Below are 26,434 nucleotides of genomic sequence, written 5' to 3'. Positions count from 1 at the left end.
TTTAGTCCAGTGTCGTTGTTTGCAAGAGTAGTGTCTGCTTAGCTTCAATGAGATCGTGCTCAATCATTTCATCCACCATCTCTTCAAAAGTTATTGATGGCTCCCAACCTAACTCTTTGCGAGCTTTTGATGCATCCCCCAACAATGTTTCAACTTCTGTCGGTCTAAAATAAAATGGGTCAACTTCTACAATGCACCGACCATTCTGATCATAACCTTTTTCATCAACACCTTGCCCACGCCATTCGATATTCATTCCGAGTTTTTTGGCGCAGCGTACAACAAACTCTCTGACACTGTGTTGCTGTCCTGTGGCTATTACATAGTCCTCTGGCTTGTCTTGCTGCAACATAAGCCATTGCATTTCGACATAATCTTTGGCATGTCCCCAGTCTCTTAGAGAATCAAGATTGCCAAGATATAATCTTTCATCCAATCCTACTTTAATTCGAGATAAACCACGGGTTATTTTTCTGGTTACGAAGGTTTCACCACGCCGACTAGATTCATGATTAAACAATATACCATTACATGCATAGATGCCATATGCCTCACGATAGTTTATCGTAATCCAGTATGCATATAGCTTTGCCACACCATAAGGAGACCGGGGATAAAAAGGTGTGTTCTCATTTTGCGGAATAGTTTGAACCAATCCATATAGTTCTGATGTGGAGGCTTGATAAAACCTTGTTTTATTCTGCAGCCCTAAAATTCGGATAGCCTCAAGAATACGCAAAGGCCCCAAGGCGTCGACATTCGCCGTATATTCAGGTTGTTCGAAAGACACCGCAACATGACTCTGAGCAGCCAAATTATAGATTTCATCCGGCTGAATTTGCTGGATCAAACGCAACATATTGCTGGAGTCGGTAATATCACCATGATGGAGATGAAACTGTCTGTCTCGAACATGGATATCCTGATACAGGTGTTCAATTCTTCCAGTGTTAAACATCGAGGTACGGCGTTTGACGCCATGAACAATATACCCCTTACCGATCAAAAACTCGGCAAGGTATGAGCCATCTTGACCAGTCACACCAATAATCAAAGCGGTCTTCATTTATTATCCTCTATCGAAAATCCTGAATTTTTCCAAACTATTAGTGACAATATCGTCCATATCAAAGTACTTGTATTCAGCTAATCTACCAAGGAGAAATAAATTTTTAATTTTCTCTAGGGTATCTTTATATAGTAGATATCGATTCACCGTGGAGTCTTGTAGCACGGGATAATAAGGCTCCAGACCATATTCAGAAAGATAATCACATGGATACTCAGTAACAATACTGGTATCTGGTTTCATCTGTCCAGTCAGATATTTAAACTCGGTAATACGCGTAAACAGCTCTTCATTGGGATAGTTGACCGTCGCCACCGGTTGGAATTGTGCTTGCTTAATATGCTGATGCTCAAAACGTAATGAGCGATATGGTAGTGGCTCGGGATTGTCCGGAATAAGTGCATCAATCATACCGGTATAAATGACTGGACCGTTAAAAACATGCCCATCCAACAAAATTACTTTCTTCTCCCAATCCAACGAGACACGCTGCGCCATGGGGGTCGACAGCCGCACGTCAATCAGCGGGTGTGCGAGCATGCGCTCAAACATGGAGGTATAACCTTCAGTCGGCACCGCCTGCCAGGGGTCGGTGAAGTAGCGATCATCCCGACTGACCACCACGGGAACCCGCGCCGTCACCTCGGGGGAGATCTGGTCAGGTGCAACTCCCCACTGTTTGCTGGTGTAGTTGACGAAAGCCTTCTGATAAATGAAATCCGCCAGTTCACCCAGCAGGGGATCCTGCTCCTTGCGCAGCTCCAGAATAGGTACTCTGGCACCATCCCCGAACCGGGTGCGCAGGGCATCGATCATGGCAGCGGCTTTGTCTGCTGGGAAACAACGCTCGATGCTGGTCAGGTTGAACGGTATGGGCACCAGTTGCCCATCGATACGTGACAGCACCCGATGCTCGTAAGGCAGCCACTCGGTGAACTGCGACAGGTAATCCCAGACCTCCTTGTTGTCGGTATGGAAGAGGTGCGGTCCATAGCGATGGATCAGCACTCCATGCTCGTCATACTCGTCGAAGCAGTTGCCCCCGATATGAGCGCGCTGTTCCAATACCAGCACCTTCCAGCCAAGCTGACTGGCCATGCGTTCAGCCATGACGGCGCCCGAAAGCCCAGCGCCAATGACGATTGCCTGATAACTCACACCGCGTCTCCAAACAGTTGTTGCATGACCCGGGCGGGATGGGCCCGCTGCTCCCACGCCAGTTGATGCCGCTCGTCGAAAAACCAACCAGGCGCCAGCTCTACTACCTCTGCCGCCGACTGCTCGATGAGCTGCGTGAAGCGTACGACATCATCCTGCCGCAAAAAATAGAGCGCAGCGGAGTAGTAGTGATGAGAACGACCTTGCGCAACTATCACGGGATCCGCGCCGAACACAGCGGCATTGTCACAGGCACGCAGCAGATCGTGCAGCGACTGTTCACGACGCTCTGCCGATTTGCGGGTTTGCCCGCCAAAGCTTTGGGTATGGAAGCGATAACGCCCCAGTAGCTCGGGGATAAAATCCAACGTCCCCGGATTGAGGGAGAGATTCAGGATATGCCATGGGTAATCGAGAATGATCTTGCACTCTTCATCGATGGCATTTGTCATCCCCTCATAACGGCGGAACATGATAGAGCTGGCATTGACGAATACCCCGAAGCGGATAAGCGCTTCTCGCGTCATCACGGCTTCGAGATGGCGAGCACTGTAATAATCGCGGGTGAAGAGTTTGATGCGCGCATCGGTCTCATCATCAAACATCTCCGCTTCGTGGTAGCAAAGGGTGCAACCGGGGTGCGCGTCCAGATAATCGGCCTGACGCTGCAGCTTGCCCGGCAGAGCAAGATCATCCCCGTCGACATAGGCGATATATTCGCCGTTCGCCTCTCTCAACAAGCGTTTCTGGGTTTTGGCCAGCCCCATATTTTGCGCGTTTTGTAGTGCCCGTAGCCGAGGCCACTGTGACACCAACCGCTGCATAATGGCCCAGGAGTCATCGCTCGAGCCGTCATCAATGGCGATCACCTCGAATTCGAAATCCGTTTTTTGTTCCAGCAGGCTAAGCAGGCAAGGTTCAATGAAGCGCCCGAGGTTGTATACCGGCACCAGTACGCTGATTTTCATAAGGAAACCCAGAGTTTGAGTAAAAAAGAAGCAAAACGGAGAAAATGGACAAGGCTACCGCACGGTCTCTGTCAACCCTTCCTGCCCTTCATCACAATAATTACTGCAAGAGCTGTGCCTGACCAAGCTAATTGATTGATATGACTTGATTTATGTGACCTGGAATCCACTATTCAATACGGGCAAGCCGACGGCTACAGGCGGCTAGCATATCGATACCGTCCCAGAGCCATTCGAATGCCAGCGCTTGTCCCGGACTTGCCACCCGATCAATACGACAACCTGGCGATACCAGGAGCGCATGCTCAAGCCGCGTTTTATCTGGGCCAACCCAGACACAGGTCTGCATATCCCAAGGCTGTAACAGCAACTCATCAAGGTTATCGGCAATAAACTCGGCGACTGTACCTCCTCCGATGTGTGCAAGTCGCAGAGAGGTGGTAGGAGTCAATAAAGCGACGCCAGTAAAGCTATCCAACTGGATTCCGTCATCATTAGCGGCATTTTGTTGACTATTGATAAATCGCTCCATCATCAGCGCAGGATCTTGGGCGAAGGGAGTGAAGATAGCTTCGAGCAAACTGCGCCGTACCGCTGCATCGGGCGTCCCCAGCCAACAGATGGTGGTAGGCGAGGCGCAGGCTTGCTGATTGAAGCGAGTAAAGTCCTGCTGCAAAGCCCCGACAGTTTGTAGCCATTTGGCAGCATCCAGGCTAGCCAACCATTGGCTGTCAAATACCGCCATGGAGCGGCGATCCGGAAACACCAACTCCTGGGCATGAGGAGAAAGCGGAATAGCCCGTACCCGACCGATGGTTTCATCCCCCCCCCAGATAATGCGAAGACGGCACCGGGCAGACAACCAAGCGGTAACGTGCTCGTCATGGTCATAGCGGATGAAGCGGGTACGCGAGGCGATCTCTTGCCACTCAGGCAGAGAGAAGAGGTCGTTGAGGATGGCCAGCATGGCCTCTTGCACCGGGTCGATGCGCGATGACAGCCTTACTACCGATGGATTGCCCATCAGCAGCGCCATGATCCAGGAGTAGAAGGCAACGGTCGGCACGTTGGAGGGTACCAGATGAAAAACCATTCCCAGAGGTGCACGCCCTGCCATACGAATTTTCTGCTGCCCAAGCTGACGTGGGCGCAACCAAAAACCAAATGCAGCCAGATCCGGGTTCTCTCGCCCCTCCTGCTGCAAACGAGCAGAAAGCACAGCAACAAAGTCACAGATGACGGGTGCAAAGCTGGGCAGCGAACAAGTGACAAAACCTTGCCAGCCGCTGACGGGAGCGACGAAAGCGACCTCGGGCCTCGCTTGCCACATGGCATCTTCTGAATCTGACCGGATCACTGGAAAGTGTCGCTGCATCCCCTCACCTCGGCGCCTTGCTGACGTCCTGATACATGAAAATAACGGCCACGACGACCGCAGGGACAATCATCCTCACCCAGTAGCACACCAAGATCTTCGCTGAGCAAACTGTGGCCGGGATAACTTTGGGGAATGGCCGAGATCACCTGCAACAGACCGGGCTGACCGATACCAAGCGGCTGATGGGTCAGCGGATCGCGCACCAGCAGATCGGCAAAGAGAGGCGCATGCAGATGGCCCTGTTCGCACTCGACAAACACCGACCCCACTTGCTCCACCATGCCATAGAAGTTGTGGACCCGACTCAGCCCCAGCTGTTCATGGCAGCGATGCTTGAAGGCAGGATTATCCACCGCGAGGTGTTGCAGCTTCTTCCAGCCACCGCTGTGAAAAAGCGTGCCCTGCGTCAGCGGCAGTTGCAGACCACGCTCACGCAGCGGTTCCAGCAAACATTGCCACACCATGAAGGTAAAGCCGAACAGCAGGACCGGCTGGCCCGCATATTTGTCACAAAACGCCTCGATGACCGGCCAGTTGGGCCGCATCTGTTCATCAAGAGCATAGGTATGGTCACGGCCAAGGAAGGAGAGCCCCAGCGCACCGGCTCCCCGAGCCGAAAAGCCGCTGCGGTTTTGAATAAGGGCGGGTTGCTCCACCAGCAGCATGGGCAGCCGTTGCTTACCGATAAACTCTTGCAGGATCTTCACCAGCACCTTGCTCTGCAACGCGGCCGTATCCCGATCCAGCACAATGCGTGACGGCGTTCCGGTAGTGCCAGAGGAGGTGAGCACCTTGAACACCTCCTCTGGCGGCACACTCTGCCATTGGGCCAATTTGAACAGGCGAGCGGCCAGATAGGGGAGCTCTTGATAGGTCGAGGCCTGACCCCAGCCAAACGCCGACAGAATATTGGCAAAGGCAGGGCAACCCTGTGCATGGCGCTGCGTCAATTCATTCAGGCGAGCAAGGAGCAGCCCACTTTTTTCATATTGGGGCAGCCCAAAAACCGGCGCATCAAACAGCCTGTTCATAGCTGCTCCAGCGCTGTTAACAGGGCCGGATAATCAACCTTCATATTGCTGCGCCGTGGCAAATGATGCAGGTAGATGCGCACACTTGATGGCGGCACCATCAGCCAGCGGGCCAGCTCTAGCTGTAGTGCGTCACAAGGGCACGCGTCTGCCTCGATGGCCACCAGCAGGCGATCATCGCGGCCGGTCGCGGCGCAGGAATAGCCCCGCGCCTGCAACCAGGTTTCCACTTCTGCCAAGCTCACCCGTTTGCCAAACAGCTTCAGGAAACGGTTGATCCGCCCGGTCAGATAGAAGCGGCCCGCCTCATCACAGCGAGCCAGATCACCGGTAAACAGCGCATCCATCTCACGCCCCCGAACCAAATCTTCAGTCTGCTCGGCATAACCAAACATCACATTGGGCCCTTCGTAGACCAACTCCCCTTCCCCATCGGGAAATCCGGGCTCATGACGCAGAGAGAGGCGACCACCCGGTACGGCACGGCCGATAGCATCCGGGGCAATCATCACTTCATCGTGCGCCAACCAGGCTATGCGCGGCGCCGCTTCGGTCTGACCATACATCACGAAAAAACGGCGTCCTAGTGCTGCTGCCTGCTCGGCAAACTGTTTGGCCAGTGCCGGCTCAAGCCGTCCTCCGGCCTGGGTCAGTGTCATCAGGCTGGGATAACGGGCCCAGTCAAAACGCAAGCGGTTAAGCATCTGAAAGGTAAACGGCACCCCCGCCACACTGGTGACCTGATGGCGATTTACCTCATCCCAGAAGTGGCGCTCAAGGGGACTGGCAGTGCATGAAACCAGCGAGGCGCCAACCAAAAGATGGCTGTTGAGCACCGACATGCCGAAGGAGTAAAAAAGTGGCAACGAGGTGATGGCTCGCTCGCCCCCATTCAGCACCAGATATTCGGCGATGGCCGCAGCATTGGCATCCAGATTGGCGCGCGACAATCGCACCCATTTGCACGACCCCGTGCTGCCCGACGTGGGTAGCAGCATGGCCAGCTCAGGGTGAAGCGAGGGCGCATCGCCAAGATGCGCAACTGCCCCATCTTCCAATACCCGCAGACTGACACCAAAGCGCTGGCACTGTTCACGGTGCAACTGGGCATCCTGTGCAGGATCGGCCAGCATGATGGCGTGGCCATCACGCAGGGCCAGCAAGTAGTGCAGCAGATGCCGGGTTGACGTCACAAATGGCAGGTAGACCAAATGGCGACCAGCAGGATAGGTAGTGGCCAACTGCGCCACACGCCGAGCCAGCTCACCATAACTGAGCCACCCCTCTTGCGGATCTCGCCAAGCGAGTTCGGTGTTGCCTTCAACCAGATGTGTCAACAAATCAGGCTGGCTCAAATCACCATCCCCCCATCGACCCCGATCACCTGACCGGTCACATAGCTCGACAAGTCGGATGCAAGAAACAGGGCTACTTTGGCCACTTCATCTGGTGTGCCAATCCGTCCCATGGCGATGCTGGCCACCCGCTCGGCAAACTTATCTTGCGTGATGGCATGCGCCATATCGGTATCGATAAAACCCGGGGCAATGGCATTGACCCGGATCTGGCTGGCGGCCAGCTCCTTGGCCAGTGACTGGGTAATGCCGATCACCGCAGCTTTGCTGCCAGCATAGCTGCTGAGCCCGGCAGCCCCCACTTGCCCCATCAGGGAGGCGAGATTGATGATGCTGCCGCCACCGCTGCGCTGCATCATGCGTGCGGCATACTGGCTGCAGTAGATCACGCTAAAGGTATTATTGCTGAATGTCTTTTGCAGATGGGTCTGGTTCGCCATCCCCAATAACGCCTCTTCCAGCATGCCGGCATTGTTGACCAGCACGTCCAGCGATCTGGTCTGGGCAAACAGCTGCTGAAAGGCCTGCTTGACCGCCGATGGCTCAGCCACATCAAAACAGAGGGGCTGGCAGGGCACGCCAAATTCTGAACCAATCGCGGTCGCCAGCTGGCTCATCGCCACCTCATCACGGCCGCCCAGCCAAAGCTCGGCGCCTTGGGCTGCAAACTGACGCGCAATAGCAAGGCCTATCCCCCGTCCGGCACCGGTGATCAGCACCCGTTTGCCTTGCAGCAACCCCGTCATCAGAACGCTATCCCGTACTTGGTCAGGATTTCTCTCGCCTTGGCGACCGAGCTCATGTCGATGATGTCATCGGTGTCGAGCAACACGCCGTAGTGATCCTCCAACTGGGCAATCAACCCCATATGAGCAACAGAGTCCCACTGAGGGATGCTGTTATACGCCAGGGCGTCATTGACCGAACCGACATCAATACCCAGCGCCTCGGCAAAAACCTGTTCCAACTTAGTTGTCATCTGAAAAATCTCCGTAGCCGCTCACGGGCTGCATAGTAGTCGGCAGGTTGTAACTCGAGAGCGAGAAAGCCGCCCTCGGTGCCATATTGGCGATATCCAAGCTGTTCATTCAAACGCAGTGCCGAGCGATTATCCTCTCGAACCAAGGTACGAATACAACCAAGATTGAAACGGTCAAATCCCTGATCCAGTTGTGAAAGTGCCGCAGCAATGGCCAACATGGGATGACGCACGGCAGAGTTACCCAGATAGAGACCGGCATCAGCAACCATCTGATTTTGCAGCGGTGCACTGCGTTCGCCTTTCAGATTGACATAACCGGCACGGATACCCCGGCAGCGCAGCACCCAATGCTGTTGATCTGCTCGCTCACAGAGCGAAACAAACCATTGCCGCTGCTGGCGAGGGGAGATCAGGGTTTGATCCACCATCTGCAACCGTATCTCGTCCTGATTGCGCCAACGCCTCAGCGTTGGTAAATCCCATGCCTGGATCGGGCACAGCTCGACACCATAACTCATCTCGAATACACCCACTGTCCATCACTTGCCCATGGTATCGACCGTCAGGGCTCAAGTCCGTAGTAAAAATTGATAATACAAGATGGAAAGTCAGTATAATATCAAAAATAATCAAAGAGTTGTCAGCACATACCCTGCCAACATCGCAACTGTTAGATTCCGTAGAGAGAGTCCGTCATGGCCATCGCCATCATCCCTGCCCGGGGTGGCAGCAAACGCATTCCCCGCAAGAATATCCGGCCATTTTGCGGTCAGCCCATGCTTGCCTACGCCATTCAAGCCGCCTTGAAAGCAGGCTGCTTTAGCCGGATTGTCGTCTCAACAGATGATCTAGAGGTGGCGGATATCGCACGCCAACTGGGTGCCGATGTGCCATTTTTGCGACAAACGACGCTGGCCGATGACCATACCGGCACCACGCCAGTCGTGATTGATGCCATCCAGCGACTCGAGGCACTAGGCATCGAGGCAGAACGCTATTGCTGCATCTATGCCACTGTTCCGCTTATCCAGGCCGATGACCTGAAAGCCGCCTATCAGCGGCTGCTCGCAAGCCAAGCCCCCTTTGTTTATACGGTGGCGGAATTTGACTTTCCCATCCAGCGCGCAGTCCGGATGGACGAACAGAGCCGAGTCACCCCCTTCTGGCCGGAACAGATGGCAAAACGTTCTCAGGATCTGGAACCTGCCTATCAGGATGCAGGCCAGTTCTATTGGGGGACGCGGGCCGCTTGGCTGGGCGGGATCAGCCCCGTCGGGGGGGAAGGGATCGGTCATATTCTGCCAAGACACAGAGTGGTCGATATCGATACACCGGAAGATTGGCATCTGGCCGAACTGCTTTATAAGGTACTGGCCCAAGATGGCGTTTAAGGTTGCCTTCCGACTCGATGCCGGAGCCGATATCGGCCTGGGTCATCTGATGCGCTGCCTGGCCATTGCCGATCGGCTGAAAACCGCTGGCGCCGAGTGCCACTTTCTCTGCCATGCGCTCCCCAAACAGCTACTTCCCATGTTACAGCGGCATCATCACCATTCGCTGTTGGCGCTGGATGATGAAGGCCCCCTCCCTGACCTGCAGCCTGACTGGCTGGTGTTTGACCACTATCAAATTGATCGGGAAATTGAAAAGAGACTGGCTGTTCACTGTGATCAGGTACTGGTCATCGACGATCTGGCCGATCGCCCCCACCACTGCCAACTACTGCTGGATCAAGGCCCGTTGCGTTCAACCAGTGATTACCAGAATCTGATCCCAAAAGATTGCCATCTGTTGCTTGGTACTGACTATGCGCTGTTGCGTCCAGCTTTTCGCCAATTAGCTCGCCAAGTGACGCTCCCATGGCTGCGGGGATTGATCTGTTTCGGGGGTGCAGATCCGGCAGGAGCTTGTCTCACCACTCTCAACAGCCTGAACCGGCTGCCATGGGCTCGCCCCATCCAATGGACCCTGGTGACCGGTGGTGCCAACGCGTTCTGGCCCGAGCTGCAACAATGGGTTGCCAAACACACCGATCTCCAAATTGTGCTCTTGCGCCAAAGCGACCAGATGGCGCAACTGATGCAACAACATGATTTCACTATCGGCGCCGCTGGCGGTATGACCTGGGAGCGAGCCTGCCTCGGTCTGCCGACGCTGGCAGTGCCCATCGTCGACAACCAGCAGTTCAACGACGAGGTGATCGCCCGCTTCCAATTGGCAGAGCGGCTGACCCTGCGCGAGCTGGCTGAGCCTGAGCGGCTACTGCAGGCCCTGCAGCGCCTTGAGCAACAAGCCGACGACTACCGCCGCCGCGGCCAACTGCAGGTGGATGGGCTGGGGCTGGATCGCCTCACCGCCTGGCTGTTGCCGCAGGCGGAGTACCGACTCTGTCCGGCAGATCAACACTGGCAGTTCCTGCATACCGAACGATTGCTGTTAACCCTGAACCTGAGCGGCCAGCGGCTGGACTGGCATGCAGATCAACTACTTGAACGACAAGATTGGCAAGAACTGGCGCGTAGCTTGCTTGCTATTTTCTCTCACTTCCCACTCTATCTTGCCGAACCACCGCAAATTGAACCTGTTGCCCCCTGGCAAGCTGTACCACAGGGCTGGCAACTGGACAAAGGAGCATAACCACAGATGCAGATCGCTGATCGCCCAATCAATCAGGAACAGAGCCCCTATGTGATTGCCGAACTGTCGGCCAACCACAACGGCAACCTGGAGCGTGCACTGGCCATCATGACCGCCGCCAAGGAGGCTGGGGCCAGTGCGGTCAAGCTGCAGACCTACCGGCCCGACACCATCACCCTCAACAGTGATCGGCCGGAATTTCAGATCCACGGCGGTTTGTGGGATGGCCACAACCTCTATGACCTTTATGAGTGGGCGCACACCCCGTGGGAGTGGCACCAAGCGCTGTTTGCCAAGGGTCGCGAGCTGGGGCTGACGGTCTTCAGCAGCCCGTTCGATTTCAGCGCGGTGGATCTGCTGGAATCCCTCGATTGCCCGGCCTACAAGATCGCCTCTTTCGAGTTGGTGGACCTTCCCCTCATTCGCTACGCCGCCCAGACCGGCAAGCCGCTGGTCATGTCCACCGGCATGGCCAATGAGGCTGAAATCAATGCCGCGGTCGAGATGGCGCTCAAGCACGGCAACAGCCAGCTGGCCCTGCTGCACTGCGTCAGCGGCTATCCGGCGCCCGCAGCCGAGTACAACCTGCGCACCATCCCCATGTTGCGCCAGCGCTTCGGGGTCGAGGTGGGGCTCTCCGATCACACTCTGGGATCGGCCACGGCCATCGCCGCCACTGCACTCGGGGCCACCCTCATCGAGAAGCACTTCACCCTGGCCCGCGCCGACGGCGGGCCGGATTGCGCCTTCTCCATGGAACCGGCCGAACTCACCGAGCTGGTAGCCTCGGTCAATACCGCCCATGCCGCCCTCGGGGTGGCTGACTACCAGCTCACCGCCAGTGAACAGGGTAACCGTGCGTTTCGCCGCTCCCTCTATCTGGTCAAGGGGATGGCAGCCGGCGAGGAGCTCACCGCAGCGCACATCAAATCGGTGCGCCCCGCCCTCGGCCTGCCTCCCGCCGATTACGATCGGCTCATCGGCAAACGGGTCAACCGTGATCTGGACGCCAATCAACCGCTGAGCTGGGAGTGGATAGATAACGATGAGTGATGATCTCTTCAACCAGCACGGCAGGCTCATCAGCCAGCGCTGGCCCGCCCTCTGGCCCCGCCTGCTGGCACAGGACGTGGAAAGCATCCAGACCGAGCTGACAGAAGGGCTCGGCTCCACCCTCAGCATCGATGGCATCCAGCTCACCAGCCGACACGATCGGGTGAAGGAGGCCGAGCTACAGGCCACCAGCCTGCCCGAGCAACCGGTGCTGCACCTCTACGGTACCGGGCTCGGCGATCTGCCGCGCGCCCTGCAGGGGCGCAGCAGCCTCAAACGGCTGGAAGTGAAGATCATGAATGGCGCCCTGTTTGCCCTGGTGCTGCGGCTGCTGGATCAGCAGGACTGGCTGACGGACCCCAGGGTCGAGCTGATGATGGCTGGCGACGAGGGGGAGATACGCCTGCCCTTCTTCGCCCTGCCGCCCGAGTTGCTGCTGGTGGAAGATGCCGCCGCCCGCATCCGCGACCGGCTGGTAAGTGAAATAGACTTGCCGTTCGCCCGGGCCAGGTTCGATGCCGAGCACCCCGACGTCACCCGACGGCTGGCCGAAAATCGCGATCTGCTGGCCAGCGACGGCGATGTGGCGTCCCTGTTCGGTCTGGCTCAGGGCAAGCAGGCCCTGATCGTGGCGAGCGGCCCGACCCTGCAGCACAACCTGGCCACCCTGCAGGCCCAGTTGCAGCGCCGTCGGCAGGACTACCTGCTGATCAGCGTCGATACCGCGCTGGCGTTTTTGCTTGGCCACGGCATCCAGCCCGACATCGTCGTCACCATAGATGACGCCATCGACGGCAACCGGCTGCCAGCCGCCCAGTCGGCTCAGACCACCCTGGTTTATTACCCTACGGTCCCTACGGCAGCCCTGCTGGCCTGGCAGGGGCCGCGCAAGACCGCCTACTCCCGCAGCCCCATGTATCAGCAGTTGCGGCAGACGCTCCCCAAGGGCGTGCTGCACTCGGGCGGCAGCGTCATCCATCCCGCCGTGGATCTCGCCGTGCAGATGGGTTGCCGCCAGGTCATCCTGCTGGGCACCGACTTCGCCTTTCCCGGCGAGCTCACCCACTCGGGCTGGGCCGACGGTGCCCTCGGCCCCAGCGCCGCGCTAGCACTCAGCTGGGCCCTTGACGGCCATGGCAGGCGGGTCAAGACCAATCCGAACTTTTCCGCCTACCGCACCGAGCTCGAGCGCTACATAGCGCGCCACCCCGAGGTGCAGTTCTGGAACTGCAGCCGGGAAGGCGCGGAGATCGCCGGCTGCCGCTATCACCCGGAGTACGTGCAATGAAAAACGGCCAGATCACCCGCATAACCGCCCTGGCGCACCAGTTTCGGCTGGGGCAGTCAGTCGCCGCCAGTCAGGCATTACCGGAACTGCTGCAAGAGGTGCTCACCGAACAGGGCAACCTGCCACCCGGACTGGTAGCCGCCCTGCTGCAGAGCCAGGAACGCCAGGACTGGCTGGGACTGGCCGACTACCTCGAATATGAAGTGGTGCACTGCCTGTCGACCCCGACCGACACCACCACAGGAAACCACTGATGATCAAGGCCATTTCCAACGCCTCCGATGAGGAGCTGTCTCGCCGTCAGACCTTCAGCGAGTTGCTGCACGCAAGCCCGCTGTCAAGCTGGTGATTCCAGCCTATCTGGTGATCGAGTAGTCTGGTTGCGGGCTGAGACGACGCAGCAGCCCGGCATCCAGCAACATCCGCGCCAGCGGCTCCACCCGCCAGAACGGCGCACCTATGGTCTCGGCGATCTCGAACAGGGTCAGCTTGCCGTCGCTGTAGGCCAGCAGATTCATCATCTCCCGCACCTGCCAACCCGAATAGCGGGTCGACAAATCCGGGTAGAGCCCCCGCTTGCCGAGCTGGGGCTCGCCCAGCACGGTGACCTCGCAGCGCTCGTCCAGCTCCAGACACTCGATGGCCCGGCGCAGCGCCATGAAGCCGCCGGCCAGCCCGGCCGGCGTCACCAGCGAGAGGTCATCGAGGGAGGTGTGGTACTCGGCATAACAACCGTATCGGCTGCGCATCATCGAGGTGACCGGCAGATCGATGCCGGGCGCGCACAGCTGCCGCTCGTTGGAGCCCCGCTCCAGAAAGCTGTAAGCCTGGTAGCCCGGTGCCAGATGACCCAGCACATGCCGACCGATGCGATCCGCCAGCGTGTTGCCCTGGCGGGAAGGCAGGAAGGAGTAGCCGCGGTCATCGCCAAGGCAGGTCAGATTGAACCCGGCCAGGGTGCGCTGCTTGAGCAGGTCCAGATGGCGGGAGAGATAGACGATGGCCCCCAGAGTTTCAGGCACCAGCATCAGCCGGTAGCTGTAGCGGCGTGTTGGCAGTGACGCCAGCCAGGCCATCAGGAAGACGCCGACGCAGGGGCCGGAGAGCTCGTTGTTGGCCATGGAGGGGTGGCAGGTGTAGCTCGACAGCAGGATCTCCTGCTCGCTCTCCCCCGGCAGCACCCAGTCGCCATAGGTGAGCGAACCCGGGGCCAGGGTGGCATCGATCACCACCTGATATTGCCCCTCCGGCAGCGCCTCACGCAGCCGATGGGGCAGACAGAAGCCCCAGCGACGTTTGTAGTAGGAGGTCACATAGGGAATGGCGTCCGGCAGCTCGGGCAGAGAGTGAAGATGGGGTTGCAGCTCGGCCAGCGAGAGGGTGCAGCGCACCGACTCCGAGTAGCCGACCAGATGCAGGTTGTGATCCTGGAAATCCACCACCCTGCGTCCATCCGGCCCAATTATGTAGGCCTCCCGCACGTTCCACTCGTCAGGCACGGTCCAGTCGAAACACTCGGTGCCGCTGGCCACTTCATGGATCTGCAGCTCGGGCAGGCAGTGTTCGCGCCACAGGGCCAGCGACTGCCTAACCCCATCCCCGGTCAAGCTGCGGTTGAGTGGAAACTGCAGGGTAAGCAACCGATACAGCTGTTCACCGATCTGTGCCTGGTCGTCCCAATCGGTGGGCAAATAGCCGCTCTTGGGTAGAAAACTCATGCTGTGGATACCTCAACCAACTCGACAATATGGCCAAGCGGGCTTAGGAAAAATTGAACCTGTGCGCCACCAAAGGCAACAGCTGGCAAGCTGGGGCCCAGTGGCAGGTGACGCTGAGAGCGTAGTTGCTCGGCTGCCTGAACCATATCCTCAACGCTGTAGGCCAGATGGTTAAGCAGGTTGTGCCGACTGCGCAATACCTGGCTGACGGGGCTGTCATCGGTCGCGGGAGCAATCAACTCGTAGCAAATCCCCTCATCATCATAAGCAAATCTGATATGTACTCGCTGCAAGGGGTCGTGGACTGGCTCACTGAACCGGGTTATGCCGAGCGTGTCGCGGCAGTAGACCAGCCCCATCTCCAAATCGGCCACCACCAGACCGATGTGATGCAGTTTCATGCCCCCTCCCGGATTAAGGCATATGGGTATGTGGCCAACAGGGTTGCCGCTACTGCAGCAAAATCGGCGCAGCGTACCGCCCAGACGGGCAGGCGACCAAGCAGCACCTCGTGCCACTTCCCCTGAACCTTGAGCTCGGCAACCAGACGAGTGAGATCAATCTCACTGGCCAAATCAAGTCGGCGCACATAATAGTCACAAAACCAAGGCTGTAGCTCGCCCATCTCCACCACTTGCCCCTCGAAACGCTTGAGAAAGCGATAACTCACTCCGAGTTGTTGCTCTACATAATGGGTAAAGGTGATGCGATCCGGATGGCAAGCTAGCCCGACTATCCAACCATCATGCTCCGCCAGCCAGGCGAAGGCACTGTCTGGACCAAAGCTGTTGTGGCAAGCCCGGGTAGTCAACGCATCACGCCCCTCTCCCCATACCGCTACGCTGAATATGGGATCACGGGTACGAGATACCTCTGGCAAGTTACGAAAAACCTCGCTCATCAAACCAACCTGGCTCGGTGTCTGTTCGCGATCAAAACACTCCTGCCGGGTAAGGCTGTAGCTAAAGGTCGGCACCAGCAAGGTACCATGGCGGCCTACATGTTCCTGAATGCCATACCAGAAAGAACGCATGCCCGAAACGTTGCCCTGCCCTGCGAACTGAGCAACCACCATCGCATCCGAGTGAACCATCAGTGCGCTACCACGTTCAATACCGAGCGCCGCAAGGGCAGATCCGATCTCGCTGATCACAGTACAACGCCACGGCGCGACAAGGCTTCCCGGATATCTTGTAACCGCTTCATGACAGCCAATTCATCAGGATCAAAACGCACTGAGAAGCTCTGCTCAACCAGCAGCAGAAAGTTGAAATGACCGAGGGAGTCCCACTCGGGGAATGCGCCGAGTCCCAGCTGATAGTCGCCATGGGAAATAGTTGCTGTGGGAAACTGCTGTGCCAGCAGGGTAAACAGATCAGTCATGGTGATAAAACTCCACAAAAGGCAAATTCAAAGCATTGAGCACCAGAGAATGGTAATGCTCATGAGAAAAACGCGCAGGATCGGGGTTGTCACAAGGAACAAGCGGCAACGTGGCCAACCATGCCAAGGCGGGCTCGTTACGTTCGCAACGAGTAGAGCCGATAATGAGATGCTGGATCCCCATTTTCTGCAACCTGGCAGAAACCTGTTGCAATAACCAATATTCCAACCCCCGCGATAATACTCTGCAACTCAGAGTCAACGTATCAATAAAGGCGGTGGTTGGATTCACAGACTGCACCAGCACAAACCCAACCAATCCATGATCAGCAAAACAATCCTGTAGAGAAACCAGCCAACCCCATCCATTTTCGGTTAGTTGACTGACCGTGTGCGCATCATGGCGCAGGCAGGAGAGATTAAACTGGTTGGTTTTTTTTACAAGTTGCTCGGCACGAGCGATGTTGTCGGGCGCCAATGGATGCAACCTCGCCTGCAAGAAAAGATGCTGCAAATATTCCGTTTCACTACCGGCTTGTTCACGCAACTGCGCACCTTGTGCCAAAGCACGATACGATGCTTGGCGTAAGCTATCATCCTTGGTCTGCACCTGGGCAAAACCGCGATATGTCAGGAGAGTATCAGGCCAGTCCCAGATTTCGACGGGGGGCTCAATAACCTCTACTTGTGGTAACGCCGAGCGAACTTCCGTTCGTTCCAAAGGAGAGTCATCCCACAACACCAAGGCATCCACCCCCAAATTGAGCGAGTGCGCAATTTGGCGTAAACCATCTGACTTACGTCCCCAACCAATTGCCGCTGCGGCGATATGCTCTCTTGATAGCCGCATGCCACCATGTTGCTCAAATACCATCCAGACATCCTCAGGACGGTTCTTGGAACAAATAGCCAATACCACCCCCCGATGGTACCAGTAGAGAACTGCGTCCTGAAAAGCAGGGTACAGTTTACCAATCCCATCCTGTCCCAACAGCAAGCCACTGAGTCCATCTTCTCCAATAACGCCGCCCCAGAGCGTGTTGTCACAATCAAGCACCAGTACTTTACGCTTTGGCTCATGCTCATTTAACCAACGCTCGGCAATCCACGTAGCAAGCGAACGGATACCGGGAGCAGACAGTGGACAAGAGAGTAAAAACTGGTTTCGCCGGTCAAAGCAGTGAAGAGCCCCCTCCCTCCTTAGCCAACGTGACAAATCCAGATTGAGGAAATTTAGCTCAGCCAGTTTCATGGCGAAACGCTCTTCAAGACTCCTCACCCAGGGATAGAGATCTCCACAAACAGCGGGCTGGGTAACAAAACAGGCTCCGATATAGACCTGTTGATTAGTATTTTTCTTCAGCGGAACGAACAGGAGATCCAGCAATGTGTCGATCTCTGCATCAAGCGATGCCCCATCCAGACTTGACCATCGAACACAAATATCTTTGTTCAATAGCTGTTCCCAAAACCAGATAACAATATGTGCATCACAGGATGCATCTATTTTCCACTGACCTTGTTGTTGAAAGTGGAGCCCTGCCAACCTTGTCAAAGGGGACCAAGAAACGTTACCAGGCAAGAGAAAAGCTGTTGATGCCAAAGAGAAGGAAGCCATGAAAGCACCTGATGAAATGAATATATTCACATCATACTGTCACCAAACAGGCGTGAACAGAGGCGCCTGTTTGGTGATTCATTTATTGTTTGAAGACATCAAGGCCAACGAAGTAGGTCGAATCATGTCGTTCAAACACATCGGCATAGATTATCTCGGCATCCGCAAAGAACTGGTCAAGGATGCCAATAGCGCACTCCAGTTGTGCAACAAAATAGTCCTCATCCTTTGCCATCAGCGCCATCATCAAGGTAATAATATTGGCATAAAAATAGTTTATGGAACCAATCAGCACTCTATATAAATGACCTTCCGAGCCCATCAGGAGATAAAGCAAATAATCATGATGACGCTGCATCATGGCCTGCACTGAATTGCGATCACGGCTAATTTCACGCCAATCTGTACGAAACTTATCGACCAACTGATTAAACAACCGCACATTGAGCGCCGATTGAAAATCTATGGATGTCAAATCAAACGGCTGGAAGCATTTATCCATAAGCCCATCAACTACACGAACCTTGTCTATTGCACACCAATTTGGATCAAGAGACTCGACATGACGAGGAATAGCGCCATCAATGTAAGCACCATCACTGCTATTGACACAATACAACCCTGTATTATCGTGCAGCACTCTGCTCATGTTGTGAATTGACAACCCAAACAGATGATTAATCAGCACATTACCACCAAAATTACCAGGTGCAGGGAATGTATCATTCAGGTCTTGATGATATTTTGCCTCCTGCTTGTCATTATAATAAAGACTAAGGCTGGAATGATGTTTATCGGCACTTTTATAACCATTGTCAATCCCGAAAAGATATACATCTTTGAAACCCAACAATGCTGCATAATTTAACCCGGTATTGCCAACAAATGGATTTGAATAGTCAATGGTGTCAAATTCGAATCGAGTACCCAAGTGATTAGCTAACAACTTATACATGGGTTCATTAGGCTTAAACGTAAGCCCTGTCTTGCGGAAAAAAACTTTACACTCTGGGTGAATAACATCCACGCTGAGAAATACGCAGTCTTTTAGGAAATCATTCGCGTTCAATATACGTAAAAAATCAGCAGAACTTTTAGTTCTCTCCACAGCGACATAAATATCAGGTTTTATCCCAGCTTTATAGAGCGCACTCACAGCAGTCCCACACGCAATGATAATCGCCTGATGCTGATGCGATTTAATAAAATCGATTGCTTGATCGAGTGAAGGACCATTACCAACAACAAATACCGGCACATCTGCGGATATCGCAGTATCCCTCTGACGCTTTAGAAAGACAGTCCCTTCTTGCAGATGAGTGTGACTGTGAGCCAGAGCATACACATTATCATCAAAAAAACCCCATCCAGTTCTGAGAAGATAAAATTCCTGTTCAACCCGTTCAATCAACCTTTCTATTTTTGGAGAATGGTAATGGTAGAATGAAAAATAAGATGCGGACCAAAATGCACCTTTCCGATGCAATGCCTCCATCATATCAGCTGCAAGTAACTGCTCATCGACCCCAATAAAAAGATGTAAGCTAAGCGACTCCTGATCCATATATTCGAATAATGAACCCCAATCGAAACAGAATAATGAAGCATAAAACATGTCCAGATCGGGTTCAAAAGCAAATAAATTTCTTATCTTACATCGTTCATAAAGATAACCTAACTGGTAACCAAGGCCAATGCCATACATCAGCGACAATGGGATATCCATATCAAGCATATTTTTCAGCAACAAACCTTCAGTATCTGAACGCTTTTTTAGATTGGATATTTCATTGTTGTATTTTATATGGATCTGACCATCAATATACCATTGTGATTCAAAATCAACACACTGCAGAACACTCTCATCAATCACACTATCAATCTGAGCTTGTGCTTCAGAATAAGGATCCTCACCATAAAGCGAAACCACATCATCAAGCCACAATATGTTAGGTATACCATTTTCATTGCAGAAAAAGCGAAATGGTCTAACCGGTTTGTATTCTTTAAAATAATCATGAATATCAGGCATTCGCTCAGCGAACGCCTTCATATTTAAATCATATCGAACAGGTAACACTTCCAGCATGGCAGCTTCCTGGATTTTTTGCTGCTCCAGGCGAGAAAGTTCACTTTCAACATTGGTAATTTTTTTATAGATATCCATCTACACCTAACCTGCATTCAGCTTGTAAAGATCAGAAACTCGACTGGCTTTAGAAAGTTGCCATAATTCACTTTCTGTCTCACATTTTGCATTCGCAACCCACTCATAGATAGTTTGAAATTGCTGCAATGCCCGCCGATGCTCAATGTCTAGTTCAGTTTCAGATGATATCAGCCGAAATACATCATCAAGTAAATTCAGGTAATGTTCGGCCAGTTTATCTGCGGTGCGCATGTCTCCTTTAGCCAGCAAGATCAATAACTGGCGACCGACTTCAACTAGGTCAGATAAATGGCTATCAGTCATTCTGCCCTACCTGTTTTTTGCTGGGCCAAGGCTTTATCACGCTCTTCGACTGGAATTGCATCCCAGCCGCTTTTTACGGTCAGCATCAGATTCATGACCTCATCGACTGCAGCAATATCCATATCACGGCTGGCGTCCATCAGCCGAGTTTTCATATAGTCATAAAGAGCAAAAAGATCTTCGGGAACTTTCCCATAAGAGAGATCAAGTGAATCTTGCAATCCGTTGATAATGGCCATCGTTTTGGAAATAGCCTGAGATTTTTGCTCGAAATCACGACGCTCAATCGCCCCGCGCGCCTGGGCAAGACGTTCAAGACATCCCTGCATCAGCAGTTGTATAACACGATAAGGATCAGCAACTGCCAGCTCGGATTGCAAATTTTGGGTGGTATAGGCTTTAATATTTTTCCGGTACATGTGAGGCACCACTCCTGACTACAGATTAATTATTTTTGGTGTTGAGGAGATTCAAATACGAGGCCGATTTATTCATCTTGGCCAACATGGCATCCAGACTCCCGTAGCGAGCACGCAAAGTCTCTTGATACTTGGTGAGTTGAGCTGCCACATCAGACTGCTTGCGGTTAACATCCCGTAAATCCGAATTCAGACTATCTTCTCGCTTGGCAAGCACACCACCCGTTTTGGAATAGGTTTCAAGTTGTCCAGCCAACTTACCTGCAACCCCATCCTTACCACCAAATACTGCAACGACTTGGTCGAAGTTCTTGTCAATTGCTTCACTAAACTTAGTATCATCAATGGACAACACACCCTTGTTATCCATCTTTACACCGAGTTGAAAAATCGTTGAATAGGTCGAGGAGTTACTAGATGGCTCAGTAATCGCACCATTCATCATATTGATCACAGATTTCGTCGTCGCATCACCGGCCAAGGCTCCACCATCATTCTGACTAACCCCTGCGACAATAGAGTTACGTTTGCCAAGCTCATTGCTCTTCTTCACCAAGGCGTTATAACCATCGATGAAACTCTTGACCATATCCTTGATGCCAGCTTTATCGGTAGTTACATCAACCTTATTGGATTTGTAAGTCTTAGTTCCATCTGTGGCTGTCGTACTGTCGGACTCTCTTAAAACGGTCATTTTTAGGCCGACAATCGTGCCATCAAATGTATTTGTTGGACTGGTAAGAGTGTTTCCATCAACCTTTATTTGAGCATCTTGTGCCGATTGGGTCTGTGTTAGCTTGGTCGTGAAATTATTGGTCAGCTCAGTGGTGTTGCCGGTGATCTGCAGATCCTTTCCGGAACCACTCACACCAGAGTCAATAACGAGTTTGGATTTACCGTCAGAGGTATTCATGATGTTGACGTTAAGGCCAAAATTATCACCATCATTATTGATACGTTTGCGAATTGACTGCAGAGAGTCCCCCGCCTTTACATCCACATCGAAGGTTTTGTCGCCAGCTTTGAACGTCAGGGTGCCATCTTGGGTGATCATGGGCGTAGTCGAAGAGTCAAAACTGCCTTCAAACTTGCTAGTTTTCGCCAATTTTTCGACGGTTATATCATATTGTCCATTTGAAGAGCCGGTTTTGCTCTCCACCTTCAGCACAGGATTGTCCTTGTCCTGAGTGATGTTTATGGCTCGTTTGTTAAACGCATCATCCTTGGACATTGCCTGGAGAGAGGTCACAAAAGAGGCAATTGCAGACTTAAGTTGTCCTACGCCGGAGAGAGTGATCTGGGTATTGGTCTTCTTGGTGGTGATAGGTTGCATCAGTTGTGCCTTTTTGGCATCAACACTGGCAGCTATAATCGACTCTAAATCCAGCCCCGAGCCCGCACCTGCAGATGTAATTGTGGCCATTATCTCTCTCCTCTGAACTTTACATACTTAGATCTCGTTATCGAGTAATAACCCAACTCGCGATCCACCACCTGTCGCATCAACCTCACGCAGATCCTTGATCCGTTTGCTGATGGCTAGCAACTCTTCACTAGGGATCTGCCGAATCATCGACTTGGTGTCAGCATCCATCACCTTTATCACAACCTGCTCGAGATCCTTTTCAACGCTGAAATTGACTGTCCATCCTTGCAACTTACTGAACTCTTGCAAGTTTTGGACCTCTTTTTCAAAATCAATCGAAGAAACATCAAGCTTACTGGCTTTTTCTTGGCCCTTATCCTCTTGCTGCTTTTTGACATCCTGCCCCGTCACCCGCTGCTCTTCAGTCATGCCAGATAGCACTTGAGCGGCCGATTGGCCGCTCTTGCTACTTGACGGAAGAGAAGAAGGAGTGACCGATGAGGTTATTCCAATTTCATTGGCCATATCGTCGCTCCTTTTTCTATCTCACTACGCCTGTTAGCCCAACAGGGACAGTGCAGACTGCGGTCTTTGGTTGGCTTGCGCCAGAATGCTGGAAGCCGCCTGTTGCAGAATATTCTGCTTGGTCAGGTTGGCTGTTTCAGTCGCAAAATCAGCATCACGGATACGAGAGCGTGCAGAACTCAGGTTCTCGGATACGTTTGACTGGTTGCGAATGGTTGAGTCAAAACGGTTTTGCACCGCACCCAACTCAGCCCGTTTGCTATCAACCGCCTTGATCATAAAATCAAGGTTTGCCATCGCCAATTGTGCAGAGCTGGCAGCTTTAATGCTACTGACACTGGTAGAGGTCACCGCAGTGGTGCCTTTAGTCACTGTATAGGGCTCACCAGTCGCGTTGGTTGCAACAGTTGCACTTCCCTTGGTCGATGACGCGATACCACTGATAGTAAAGGCTGATGTCATCTTGAAGGTAATGGTTTGGCTGGCATCCGCACCGACCTGGAAGGATCCCTTGTATTTACCATCCAGTAATTTTTGACCACCGAAAGTCGTATCACTAGAGATACGGTTGATCTCTGTGGTCAACTGGTCATATTCCTGCTGCAACGCAGTGCGGTCATCCGTGTTATTGGATCCATTGGATGACTGCTGAGCCAGTGTACGCATCCGTTGCAACATATTGGTGACTTCATCCATTGCACCTTCCGCGGTCTGCGCAACAGAGATGCCATCGTTGGCGTTACGGTTACCCTGATCAAGGCCATTGATCTGAGAGGTCAAACGGTTGGAGATCTGCAAACCTGCAGCATCATCCTTGGCAGTGTTGATACGAAGCCCTGATGCCAACCTGGTGTAGGAGGTATCCAAAGACTTGTTGGTATTCATCAGGTTACGCTGGGCGTTCAGTGATGAAATATTGGTGTTAATGTACATGGCCATAAAATATTCTCCCGAAGAACATGCGACTGCAGGTTGCGTCGTTTAGACCACACGACGTCCCACCGTTTGAAGAACAGGTTGAACATTCCTGTATCTTCTGGCGGGTGTCTGTTTGAACGGACAGCCACCCGCAGTAGTGCAAACGTTGGATTCCGAACACCCCTCGATTGCTTCATCTAGGTTAACGGCGGCGCAGAGACAAGCTTTAGGAAAATTGTTGCCTAAAGCGGCAAGTTTTCTCCGGTTGACGGCAAAACGTGGGTGTAGGGCGACTGCCGCAGGACGCGGACATCAGGCGCGGACGCATGTTACAAAAGGAAGTACTTTGGCATGGTTCATGCTTAAAGCAGATAGAGTGACGCCAATTTGGCGACACAATAAAAAGAGGCCGGTAAACCGGCCTAAAAGTGAGCATATGCTCAGGAGAATATGACCAAGCGTGACAGAACTGAACAACTGGACAACACTTGGCATTACTAGTAGAGAATTATATCTCTCCCGATAGAACAGAGTGCGACCCGAACACCCCTTTGTTCCATCTCTTGACCAGGGCGGCCTGAACAACCGCCCTGTTTTCTTTTATCAGCCCTGCAGCAGGGAGAGTGCTGACTGCGGACGCTGGTTTGCCTGAGACAGTATGGTCGAGGCTGCCTGTTGCAGAATGTTCTGCTTGGTCAGGTTGGCCGTTTCAGTTGCGAAGTCCGCGTCACGGATCCGTGAGCGAGCTGCGCTGACGTTTTCAGATACGTTGGCCTGGTTGCGAATGGTTGAATCGAAGCGGTTTTGTACCGCGCCCAATTCAGCCCGCTTACTGTCAACAACCTTAATCATGAAATCCAGGTTAGCCATCGCCAACTGTGCTGAGCTGGCAGCTTTGATACTGCTGACGCTGGCTGATGTAACCGCCGTCGTATTCTTGGTTACGGTATAGGGTTCACCAGTAGCGTTTGTGGCTACGGTTGCACTGCCTTTAGTTGCTGACGCCATTCCAGAGATGCTAAATGCGGTCGTCATTTTAAAGGTAATGGTCTGTGCTGCATCAGCACCCACCTGGAATGCCCCTGTATAGCCACCATTCAACAATTGCTGACCGCCGAATGTAGTATCTTTTGATACCCGGTTAATTTCAGTCATCAGTTGGTCGTATTCTTGTTGCAGAGCAGTACGGTCATCCGTGTTGTTGGAACCGTTGGCCGATTGTTGTGCCAAGGTACGCATCCGCTGCAGCATGGAGGTGACTTCATCCATTGCACCTTCAGCTGTTTGCGCCACTGAAATACCATCGTTGGCATTACGGTTACCTTGATCCAATCCGTTTACCTGAGAGGTCAAACGGTTGGCGATTTGCAAGCCAGCGGCATCATCTTTGGCGCTATTGATACGCAGGCCTGAGGCCAAACGGGTATAGGATGTATCCAGTGATTTGGTCGTATTCATCAGGTTACGCTGGGCGTTGAGTGATGAAACGTTTGTGTTGATATAAAGGCCCATGACTATTCTCCTAAGCTATTAAATTTACTCTTCTATTTGCTCAGGCTTTATTATTTTCTGTGCCCGATGCGTCTTATTTAACGGCTCGTTTTTCGATGTCTTTAGCATTTTTTTCAACGCTTCATCGCATTAACGCCGCTTACCTTATATATCGGCGGGTCAGGGGGAAACTTAAGGGAAAAATCGCTCGCAAAACCATGACTGGAGCACGCCACGGAAACCCGCCAACGGCGGGGGCTGGCGGGCACACACGAGGCTCTCCCGGTTCTTTCCGTTAGAAAAAATCAGTGCCGACTCTCAATTTTGTCGAGCACAGTTGGCGATTGAGCTCTTCAGCCCCTAAAATCGCGACCCCATCAACAATTTGGCGTGAGTTGTTCTCCATGCAGACACTGGTTGAGCAGATTGTTTACATCAGCGACATGTTTGGTACTGCGGTATTCGCGTTTTCAGGGGTATTGGTGGCAGGCCGACTCAGAATGGACGGGTTTGGCGTCATGGTTTTGGCTGCGGTCACGGCCATTGGCGGTGGAACCATCCGTGACATGATCCTGGGGGCTGCCCCCGTGTTCTGGGTACGTGACCCGCTCTATATCTGGGTTGTCATTGCAACGGCATTGATCGGTATGTGGATGGTCAAGCTGCCCCGCCGCATGCCTTGGTATGTGTTGCCTGTGGCGGATGCGTTCGGTCTTGCCCTCTTTACCGTGATCGGCGCCCAGAAAGCCCTGAACTTTGGCACGTCGGGTCTCATCGCTGTCCTCATGGGCACTATGACCGGCGTTGCGGGCGGTATGATCCGCGATGTGCTAGCACGAGAAGTCCCCATGGTGCTGCAAAAGGAGATCTATGCCACCGCCTGTATCCTGGGCGGGATCCTCTATACCTTGGCACTGGAGGCAAACATGGATCGGGTAACGGCCATGCTTATCTGTATGACCGCCGTGTTTGGTCTGCGGGTCGCCGCTATCTATTGGCACCTGTCACTGCCCACCTTCTCGCTGCAACGCAATTGAACAAGGACCCACAGCACCATCAGGTCGCTGTGGGTCCTGCGTTGAACCAAATTGGCTTTTCTGTTGTCATAGAAGAAGTCGTTGTTAGCCGGAACTTTTCATGCGCAAAATCGGTATGCTTACCACTCTCCTCCTGGCGAACGTGACAGTAGCCCACGCCGAAGCTCAGGTGGTGTTTGGACGACTGGCCTCGGCGCCAGTGCAGCAGTTCAACCAACAGATACGTCAAGCCAGTGATGAACAACAACGCTGGGTCAATGACTACCGTGAAGTAGCGCTGCGTTTTGTGGGGCATAGTGACGTACCCAACCGCATTCATGCCCAGCAGTTGGACAATGATCTGGTGCTCTCGGTCGCCCTTGATGGCAGCAAGAGCGACATGATCTACATCCTGACCCTCTATCGCAGCAACAACCTGTGGCAGATGCGGGAGGCGGAAATGGGCTGGCGTTGCCAGGGGCAAGACTCCTTCACACCGGTCCCCTGCCCCTGATCGCCATTACTGACATGTGAAATAAAAAAATCCGGCACATTGGCCGGATATTTTATTGGCAGTACCCCCTCCGA

At 53.4% G+C, this 26,434-nt stretch carries 28 protein-coding genes; 7 read left to right on the top strand and 21 right to left on the bottom strand.

Annotated features, from left to right (window positions below; all coding sequences use genetic code 11):
• Position 1: 1 nt before the first annotated feature.
• The 9 genes from gmd to ACE1BR_RS21640 all read right to left on the bottom strand — a co-directional run bounded on the left by gmd (position 2) and on the right by ACE1BR_RS21640 (position 8,459).
• On the bottom strand, positions 2-1,066 hold the full coding sequence (gmd, locus tag ACE1BR_RS21680; RefSeq protein WP_374873937.1) for a GDP-mannose 4,6-dehydratase: 1,065 nt from the start codon (positions 1,064-1,066) through the stop codon (positions 2-4).
• 3 nt (positions 1,067-1,069) lie between these two features.
• A complete protein-coding gene (gene glf, locus ACE1BR_RS21675) occupies positions 1,070-2,227 on the bottom strand; it encodes a UDP-galactopyranose mutase (protein WP_374873935.1) in 1,158 nt (385 codons plus the stop codon).
• On the bottom strand, positions 2,224-3,195 hold the full coding sequence (locus tag ACE1BR_RS21670; protein WP_374873933.1) for a glycosyltransferase family 2 protein: 972 nt from the start codon (positions 3,193-3,195) through the stop codon (positions 2,224-2,226). The genes glf and ACE1BR_RS21670 overlap by 4 nt, the downstream gene beginning before the upstream one ends.
• A 169-nt stretch (positions 3,196-3,364) precedes the next feature.
• Positions 3,365-4,570, bottom strand: a complete 1,206-nt coding sequence (locus ACE1BR_RS21665) for an acyl-CoA reductase (RefSeq protein ID WP_374873931.1) — start codon at positions 4,568-4,570, stop codon at positions 3,365-3,367.
• Positions 4,549-5,604: an acyl-protein synthetase gene (locus ACE1BR_RS21660; RefSeq protein ID WP_374873929.1), complete on the bottom strand. Its 1,056-nt coding sequence runs from the start codon at positions 5,602-5,604 to the stop codon at positions 4,549-4,551. Before ACE1BR_RS21660 ends, ACE1BR_RS21665 begins: the two co-directional genes overlap by 22 nt.
• Positions 5,601-6,959: an AMP-binding protein gene (locus ACE1BR_RS21655; protein ID WP_374873927.1), complete on the bottom strand. Its 1,359-nt coding sequence runs from the start codon at positions 6,957-6,959 to the stop codon at positions 5,601-5,603. The genes ACE1BR_RS21660 and ACE1BR_RS21655 overlap by 4 nt, the downstream gene beginning before the upstream one ends.
• Positions 6,956-7,705, bottom strand: coding sequence for an SDR family NAD(P)-dependent oxidoreductase (locus ACE1BR_RS21650; protein ID WP_374873925.1), 750 nt, complete (start codon positions 7,703-7,705; stop codon positions 6,956-6,958). Before ACE1BR_RS21650 ends, ACE1BR_RS21655 begins: the two co-directional genes overlap by 4 nt.
• Positions 7,705-7,938 carry an acyl carrier protein gene (locus ACE1BR_RS21645; RefSeq protein WP_374873923.1) on the bottom strand — a complete coding sequence of 78 codons (234 nt, stop codon included), beginning with the start codon at positions 7,936-7,938 and terminating at the stop codon, positions 7,705-7,707. The genes ACE1BR_RS21650 and ACE1BR_RS21645 overlap by 1 nt, the downstream gene beginning before the upstream one ends.
• Positions 7,935-8,459, bottom strand: coding sequence for a GNAT family N-acetyltransferase (locus ACE1BR_RS21640; RefSeq protein ID WP_374873921.1), 525 nt, complete (start codon positions 8,457-8,459; stop codon positions 7,935-7,937). Before ACE1BR_RS21640 ends, ACE1BR_RS21645 begins: the two co-directional genes overlap by 4 nt.
• Positions 8,460-8,636: 177 nt before the next feature.
• Here ACE1BR_RS21640 and pseF point away from each other — a divergent pair, with 177 nt between their 5' ends.
• From pseF to ACE1BR_RS21615, 5 genes are read left to right on the top strand one after another with little or no spacing between them, the layout of a single operon-like run.
• Positions 8,637-9,332: a pseudaminic acid cytidylyltransferase gene (gene pseF, locus ACE1BR_RS21635; protein WP_374873919.1), complete on the top strand. Its 696-nt coding sequence runs from the start codon at positions 8,637-8,639 to the stop codon at positions 9,330-9,332.
• Positions 9,322-10,578 (top strand): UDP-2,4-diacetamido-2,4,6-trideoxy-beta-L-altropyranose hydrolase, encoded by a 1,257-nt coding sequence (pseG, locus tag ACE1BR_RS21630; protein WP_374873917.1) that lies wholly within the window; start codon positions 9,322-9,324, stop codon positions 10,576-10,578. The genes pseF and pseG overlap by 11 nt, the downstream gene beginning before the upstream one ends.
• Before the next feature lie 6 nt (positions 10,579-10,584).
• Positions 10,585-11,631 carry a pseudaminic acid synthase gene (pseI, locus tag ACE1BR_RS21625; protein ID WP_374873915.1) on the top strand — a complete coding sequence of 349 codons (1,047 nt, stop codon included), beginning with the start codon at positions 10,585-10,587 and terminating at the stop codon, positions 11,629-11,631.
• A complete protein-coding gene (locus tag ACE1BR_RS21620) occupies positions 11,624-12,919 on the top strand; it encodes a motility associated factor glycosyltransferase family protein (protein ID WP_374873913.1) in 1,296 nt (431 codons plus the stop codon). The genes pseI and ACE1BR_RS21620 overlap by 8 nt, the downstream gene beginning before the upstream one ends.
• Positions 12,916-13,173: a hypothetical protein gene (locus tag ACE1BR_RS21615; protein ID WP_374873911.1), complete on the top strand. Its 258-nt coding sequence runs from the start codon at positions 12,916-12,918 to the stop codon at positions 13,171-13,173. Before ACE1BR_RS21620 ends, ACE1BR_RS21615 begins: the two co-directional genes overlap by 4 nt.
• Positions 13,174-13,275: 102 nt before the next feature.
• On the opposite strand, the gene ACE1BR_RS21610 is transcribed toward ACE1BR_RS21615, so the two are convergent.
• The 12 genes from ACE1BR_RS21610 to flaB (ACE1BR_RS21555) all read right to left on the bottom strand — a co-directional run bounded on the left by ACE1BR_RS21610 (position 13,276) and on the right by flaB (ACE1BR_RS21555) (position 24,851).
• Positions 13,276-14,637 carry a DUF4910 domain-containing protein gene (locus tag ACE1BR_RS21610; RefSeq protein WP_374873909.1) on the bottom strand — a complete coding sequence of 454 codons (1,362 nt, stop codon included), beginning with the start codon at positions 14,635-14,637 and terminating at the stop codon, positions 13,276-13,278.
• Entirely contained in the window at positions 14,634-15,038 is a 405-nt protein-coding gene (locus ACE1BR_RS21605; protein WP_374873907.1) for a VOC family protein, read from the bottom strand. Before ACE1BR_RS21605 ends, ACE1BR_RS21610 begins: the two co-directional genes overlap by 4 nt.
• Positions 15,035-15,790, bottom strand: coding sequence for an AAC(3) family N-acetyltransferase (locus ACE1BR_RS21600; RefSeq protein WP_374873905.1), 756 nt, complete (start codon positions 15,788-15,790; stop codon positions 15,035-15,037). Before ACE1BR_RS21600 ends, ACE1BR_RS21605 begins: the two co-directional genes overlap by 4 nt.
• Complete coding sequence (locus tag ACE1BR_RS21595; RefSeq protein WP_374873903.1) at positions 15,787-16,020, bottom strand: acyl carrier protein; 234 nt, start codon at positions 16,018-16,020, stop codon at positions 15,787-15,789. The genes ACE1BR_RS21600 and ACE1BR_RS21595 overlap by 4 nt, the downstream gene beginning before the upstream one ends.
• The gene (locus tag ACE1BR_RS21590) at positions 16,013-17,638 is read right to left on the bottom strand and encodes an HAD-IIIC family phosphatase (RefSeq protein WP_374873901.1); all 1,626 of its coding nucleotides are present in this window, start codon (positions 17,636-17,638) and stop codon (positions 16,013-16,015) included. Before ACE1BR_RS21590 ends, ACE1BR_RS21595 begins: the two co-directional genes overlap by 8 nt.
• Positions 17,639-17,720: 82 nt before the next feature.
• Entirely contained in the window at positions 17,721-19,805 is a 2,085-nt protein-coding gene (locus ACE1BR_RS21585; RefSeq protein ID WP_374873899.1) for a 6-hydroxymethylpterin diphosphokinase MptE-like protein, read from the bottom strand.
• A 6-nt stretch (positions 19,806-19,811) separates the two neighbouring features.
• Complete coding sequence (locus ACE1BR_RS21580; RefSeq protein WP_374873897.1) at positions 19,812-20,111, bottom strand: hypothetical protein; 300 nt, start codon at positions 20,109-20,111, stop codon at positions 19,812-19,814.
• Positions 20,108-20,530 (bottom strand): flagellar export chaperone FliS, encoded by a 423-nt coding sequence (fliS, locus tag ACE1BR_RS21575; RefSeq protein ID WP_374873895.1) that lies wholly within the window; start codon positions 20,528-20,530, stop codon positions 20,108-20,110. The genes ACE1BR_RS21580 and fliS overlap by 4 nt, the downstream gene beginning before the upstream one ends.
• Positions 20,531-20,555: 25 nt before the next feature.
• Positions 20,556-21,953 (bottom strand): flagellar filament capping protein FliD, encoded by a 1,398-nt coding sequence (gene fliD, locus ACE1BR_RS21570; RefSeq protein ID WP_374873893.1) that lies wholly within the window; start codon positions 21,951-21,953, stop codon positions 20,556-20,558.
• 27 nt (positions 21,954-21,980) lie between these two features.
• On the bottom strand, positions 21,981-22,421 hold the full coding sequence (locus tag ACE1BR_RS21565) for a flagellar protein FlaG (protein WP_374873891.1): 441 nt from the start codon (positions 22,419-22,421) through the stop codon (positions 21,981-21,983).
• A 33-nt stretch (positions 22,422-22,454) separates the two neighbouring features.
• Positions 22,455-23,360 carry a flagellin B gene (gene flaB / locus ACE1BR_RS21560; RefSeq protein WP_374873889.1) on the bottom strand — a complete coding sequence of 302 codons (906 nt, stop codon included), beginning with the start codon at positions 23,358-23,360 and terminating at the stop codon, positions 22,455-22,457.
• 582 nt (positions 23,361-23,942) lie between these two features.
• On the bottom strand, positions 23,943-24,851 hold the full coding sequence (gene flaB / locus ACE1BR_RS21555) for a flagellin B (protein ID WP_374873887.1): 909 nt from the start codon (positions 24,849-24,851) through the stop codon (positions 23,943-23,945).
• A gap of 383 nt (positions 24,852-25,234) precedes the next feature.
• On the opposite strand from flaB (ACE1BR_RS21555), the gene ACE1BR_RS21550 reads away from it, so the two are divergent.
• Together ACE1BR_RS21550 and ACE1BR_RS21545 are read left to right on the top strand one after the other, a co-directional pair.
• The gene (locus ACE1BR_RS21550) at positions 25,235-25,867 is read left to right on the top strand and encodes a trimeric intracellular cation channel family protein (protein ID WP_374873885.1); all 633 of its coding nucleotides are present in this window, start codon (positions 25,235-25,237) and stop codon (positions 25,865-25,867) included.
• Positions 25,868-25,967: 100 nt separating this feature from the next.
• Positions 25,968-26,360, top strand: coding sequence for a hypothetical protein (locus ACE1BR_RS21545; protein ID WP_374873883.1), 393 nt, complete (start codon positions 25,968-25,970; stop codon positions 26,358-26,360).
• Positions 26,361-26,434: the final 74 nt, after the last annotated feature.

Origin of the sequence: Aeromonas sp. MdU4, from assembly GCF_041929505.1 — a bacterium.
In the GTDB taxonomy this organism is placed as follows: Bacteria; Pseudomonadota; Gammaproteobacteria; order Enterobacterales; family Aeromonadaceae; genus Aeromonas.
The sequence above is the reverse complement of the archived record's forward strand: the minus strand, read 5'-3'. Positions and strand labels throughout refer to the sequence as shown.

Excerpts from the sequence above, each read along its gene's own strand:
- ACE1BR_RS21650 (WP_374873925.1), bottom strand. The coding sequence starts at position 7,705 with ATGACGGGGTTGCTGCAAGGCAAACGGGTGCTGATCACCGGTGCCGGA.
- ACE1BR_RS21550 (WP_374873885.1), top strand. The coding sequence starts at position 25,235 with ATGCAGACACTGGTTGAGCAGATTGTTTACATCAGCGACATGTTTGGT.
- pseI (WP_374873915.1), top strand. The coding sequence starts at position 10,585 with ATGCAGATCGCTGATCGCCCAATCAATCAGGAACAGAGCCCCTATGTG.
- ACE1BR_RS21665 (WP_374873931.1), bottom strand. The coding sequence starts at position 4,570 with ATGCAGCGACACTTTCCAGTGATCCGGTCAGATTCAGAAGATGCCATG.
- ACE1BR_RS21605 (WP_374873907.1), bottom strand. The coding sequence starts at position 15,038 with ATGAAACTGCATCACATCGGTCTGGTGGTGGCCGATTTGGAGATGGGG.
- ACE1BR_RS21590 (WP_374873901.1), bottom strand. The coding sequence starts at position 17,638 with ATGGCTTCCTTCTCTTTGGCATCAACAGCTTTTCTCTTGCCTGGTAAC.
- flaB (WP_374873889.1), bottom strand. The coding sequence starts at position 23,360 with ATGGCCATGTACATTAACACCAATATTTCATCACTGAACGCCCAGCGT.
- flaB (WP_374873887.1), bottom strand. The coding sequence starts at position 24,851 with ATGGGCCTTTATATCAACACAAACGTTTCATCACTCAACGCCCAGCGT.
- ACE1BR_RS21585 (WP_374873899.1), bottom strand. The coding sequence starts at position 19,805 with ATGGATATCTATAAAAAAATTACCAATGTTGAAAGTGAACTTTCTCGC.
- ACE1BR_RS21610 (WP_374873909.1), bottom strand. The coding sequence starts at position 14,637 with ATGAGTTTTCTACCCAAGAGCGGCTATTTGCCCACCGATTGGGACGAC.
- ACE1BR_RS21580 (WP_374873897.1), bottom strand. The coding sequence starts at position 20,111 with ATGACTGATAGCCATTTATCTGACCTAGTTGAAGTCGGTCGCCAGTTA.
- ACE1BR_RS21545 (WP_374873883.1), top strand. The coding sequence starts at position 25,968 with ATGCGCAAAATCGGTATGCTTACCACTCTCCTCCTGGCGAACGTGACA.
- ACE1BR_RS21595 (WP_374873903.1), bottom strand. The coding sequence starts at position 16,020 with ATGACTGATCTGTTTACCCTGCTGGCACAGCAGTTTCCCACAGCAACT.
- ACE1BR_RS21660 (WP_374873929.1), bottom strand. The coding sequence starts at position 5,604 with ATGAACAGGCTGTTTGATGCGCCGGTTTTTGGGCTGCCCCAATATGAA.
- fliD (WP_374873893.1), bottom strand. The coding sequence starts at position 21,953 with ATGGCCACAATTACATCTGCAGGTGCGGGCTCGGGGCTGGATTTAGAG.
- pseF (WP_374873919.1), top strand. The coding sequence starts at position 8,637 with ATGGCCATCGCCATCATCCCTGCCCGGGGTGGCAGCAAACGCATTCCC.
- fliS (WP_374873895.1), bottom strand. The coding sequence starts at position 20,530 with ATGTACCGGAAAAATATTAAAGCCTATACCACCCAAAATTTGCAATCC.
- ACE1BR_RS21645 (WP_374873923.1), bottom strand. The coding sequence starts at position 7,938 with ATGACAACTAAGTTGGAACAGGTTTTTGCCGAGGCGCTGGGTATTGAT.
- gmd (WP_374873937.1), bottom strand. The coding sequence starts at position 1,066 with ATGAAGACCGCTTTGATTATTGGTGTGACTGGTCAAGATGGCTCATAC.
- ACE1BR_RS21640 (WP_374873921.1), bottom strand. The coding sequence starts at position 8,459 with ATGAGTTATGGTGTCGAGCTGTGCCCGATCCAGGCATGGGATTTACCA.
- pseG (WP_374873917.1), top strand. The coding sequence starts at position 9,322 with ATGGCGTTTAAGGTTGCCTTCCGACTCGATGCCGGAGCCGATATCGGC.
- ACE1BR_RS21620 (WP_374873913.1), top strand. The coding sequence starts at position 11,624 with ATGAGTGATGATCTCTTCAACCAGCACGGCAGGCTCATCAGCCAGCGC.
- ACE1BR_RS21670 (WP_374873933.1), bottom strand. The coding sequence starts at position 3,195 with ATGAAAATCAGCGTACTGGTGCCGGTATACAACCTCGGGCGCTTCATT.
- ACE1BR_RS21615 (WP_374873911.1), top strand. The coding sequence starts at position 12,916 with ATGAAAAACGGCCAGATCACCCGCATAACCGCCCTGGCGCACCAGTTT.
- ACE1BR_RS21565 (WP_374873891.1), bottom strand. The coding sequence starts at position 22,421 with ATGGCCAATGAAATTGGAATAACCTCATCGGTCACTCCTTCTTCTCTT.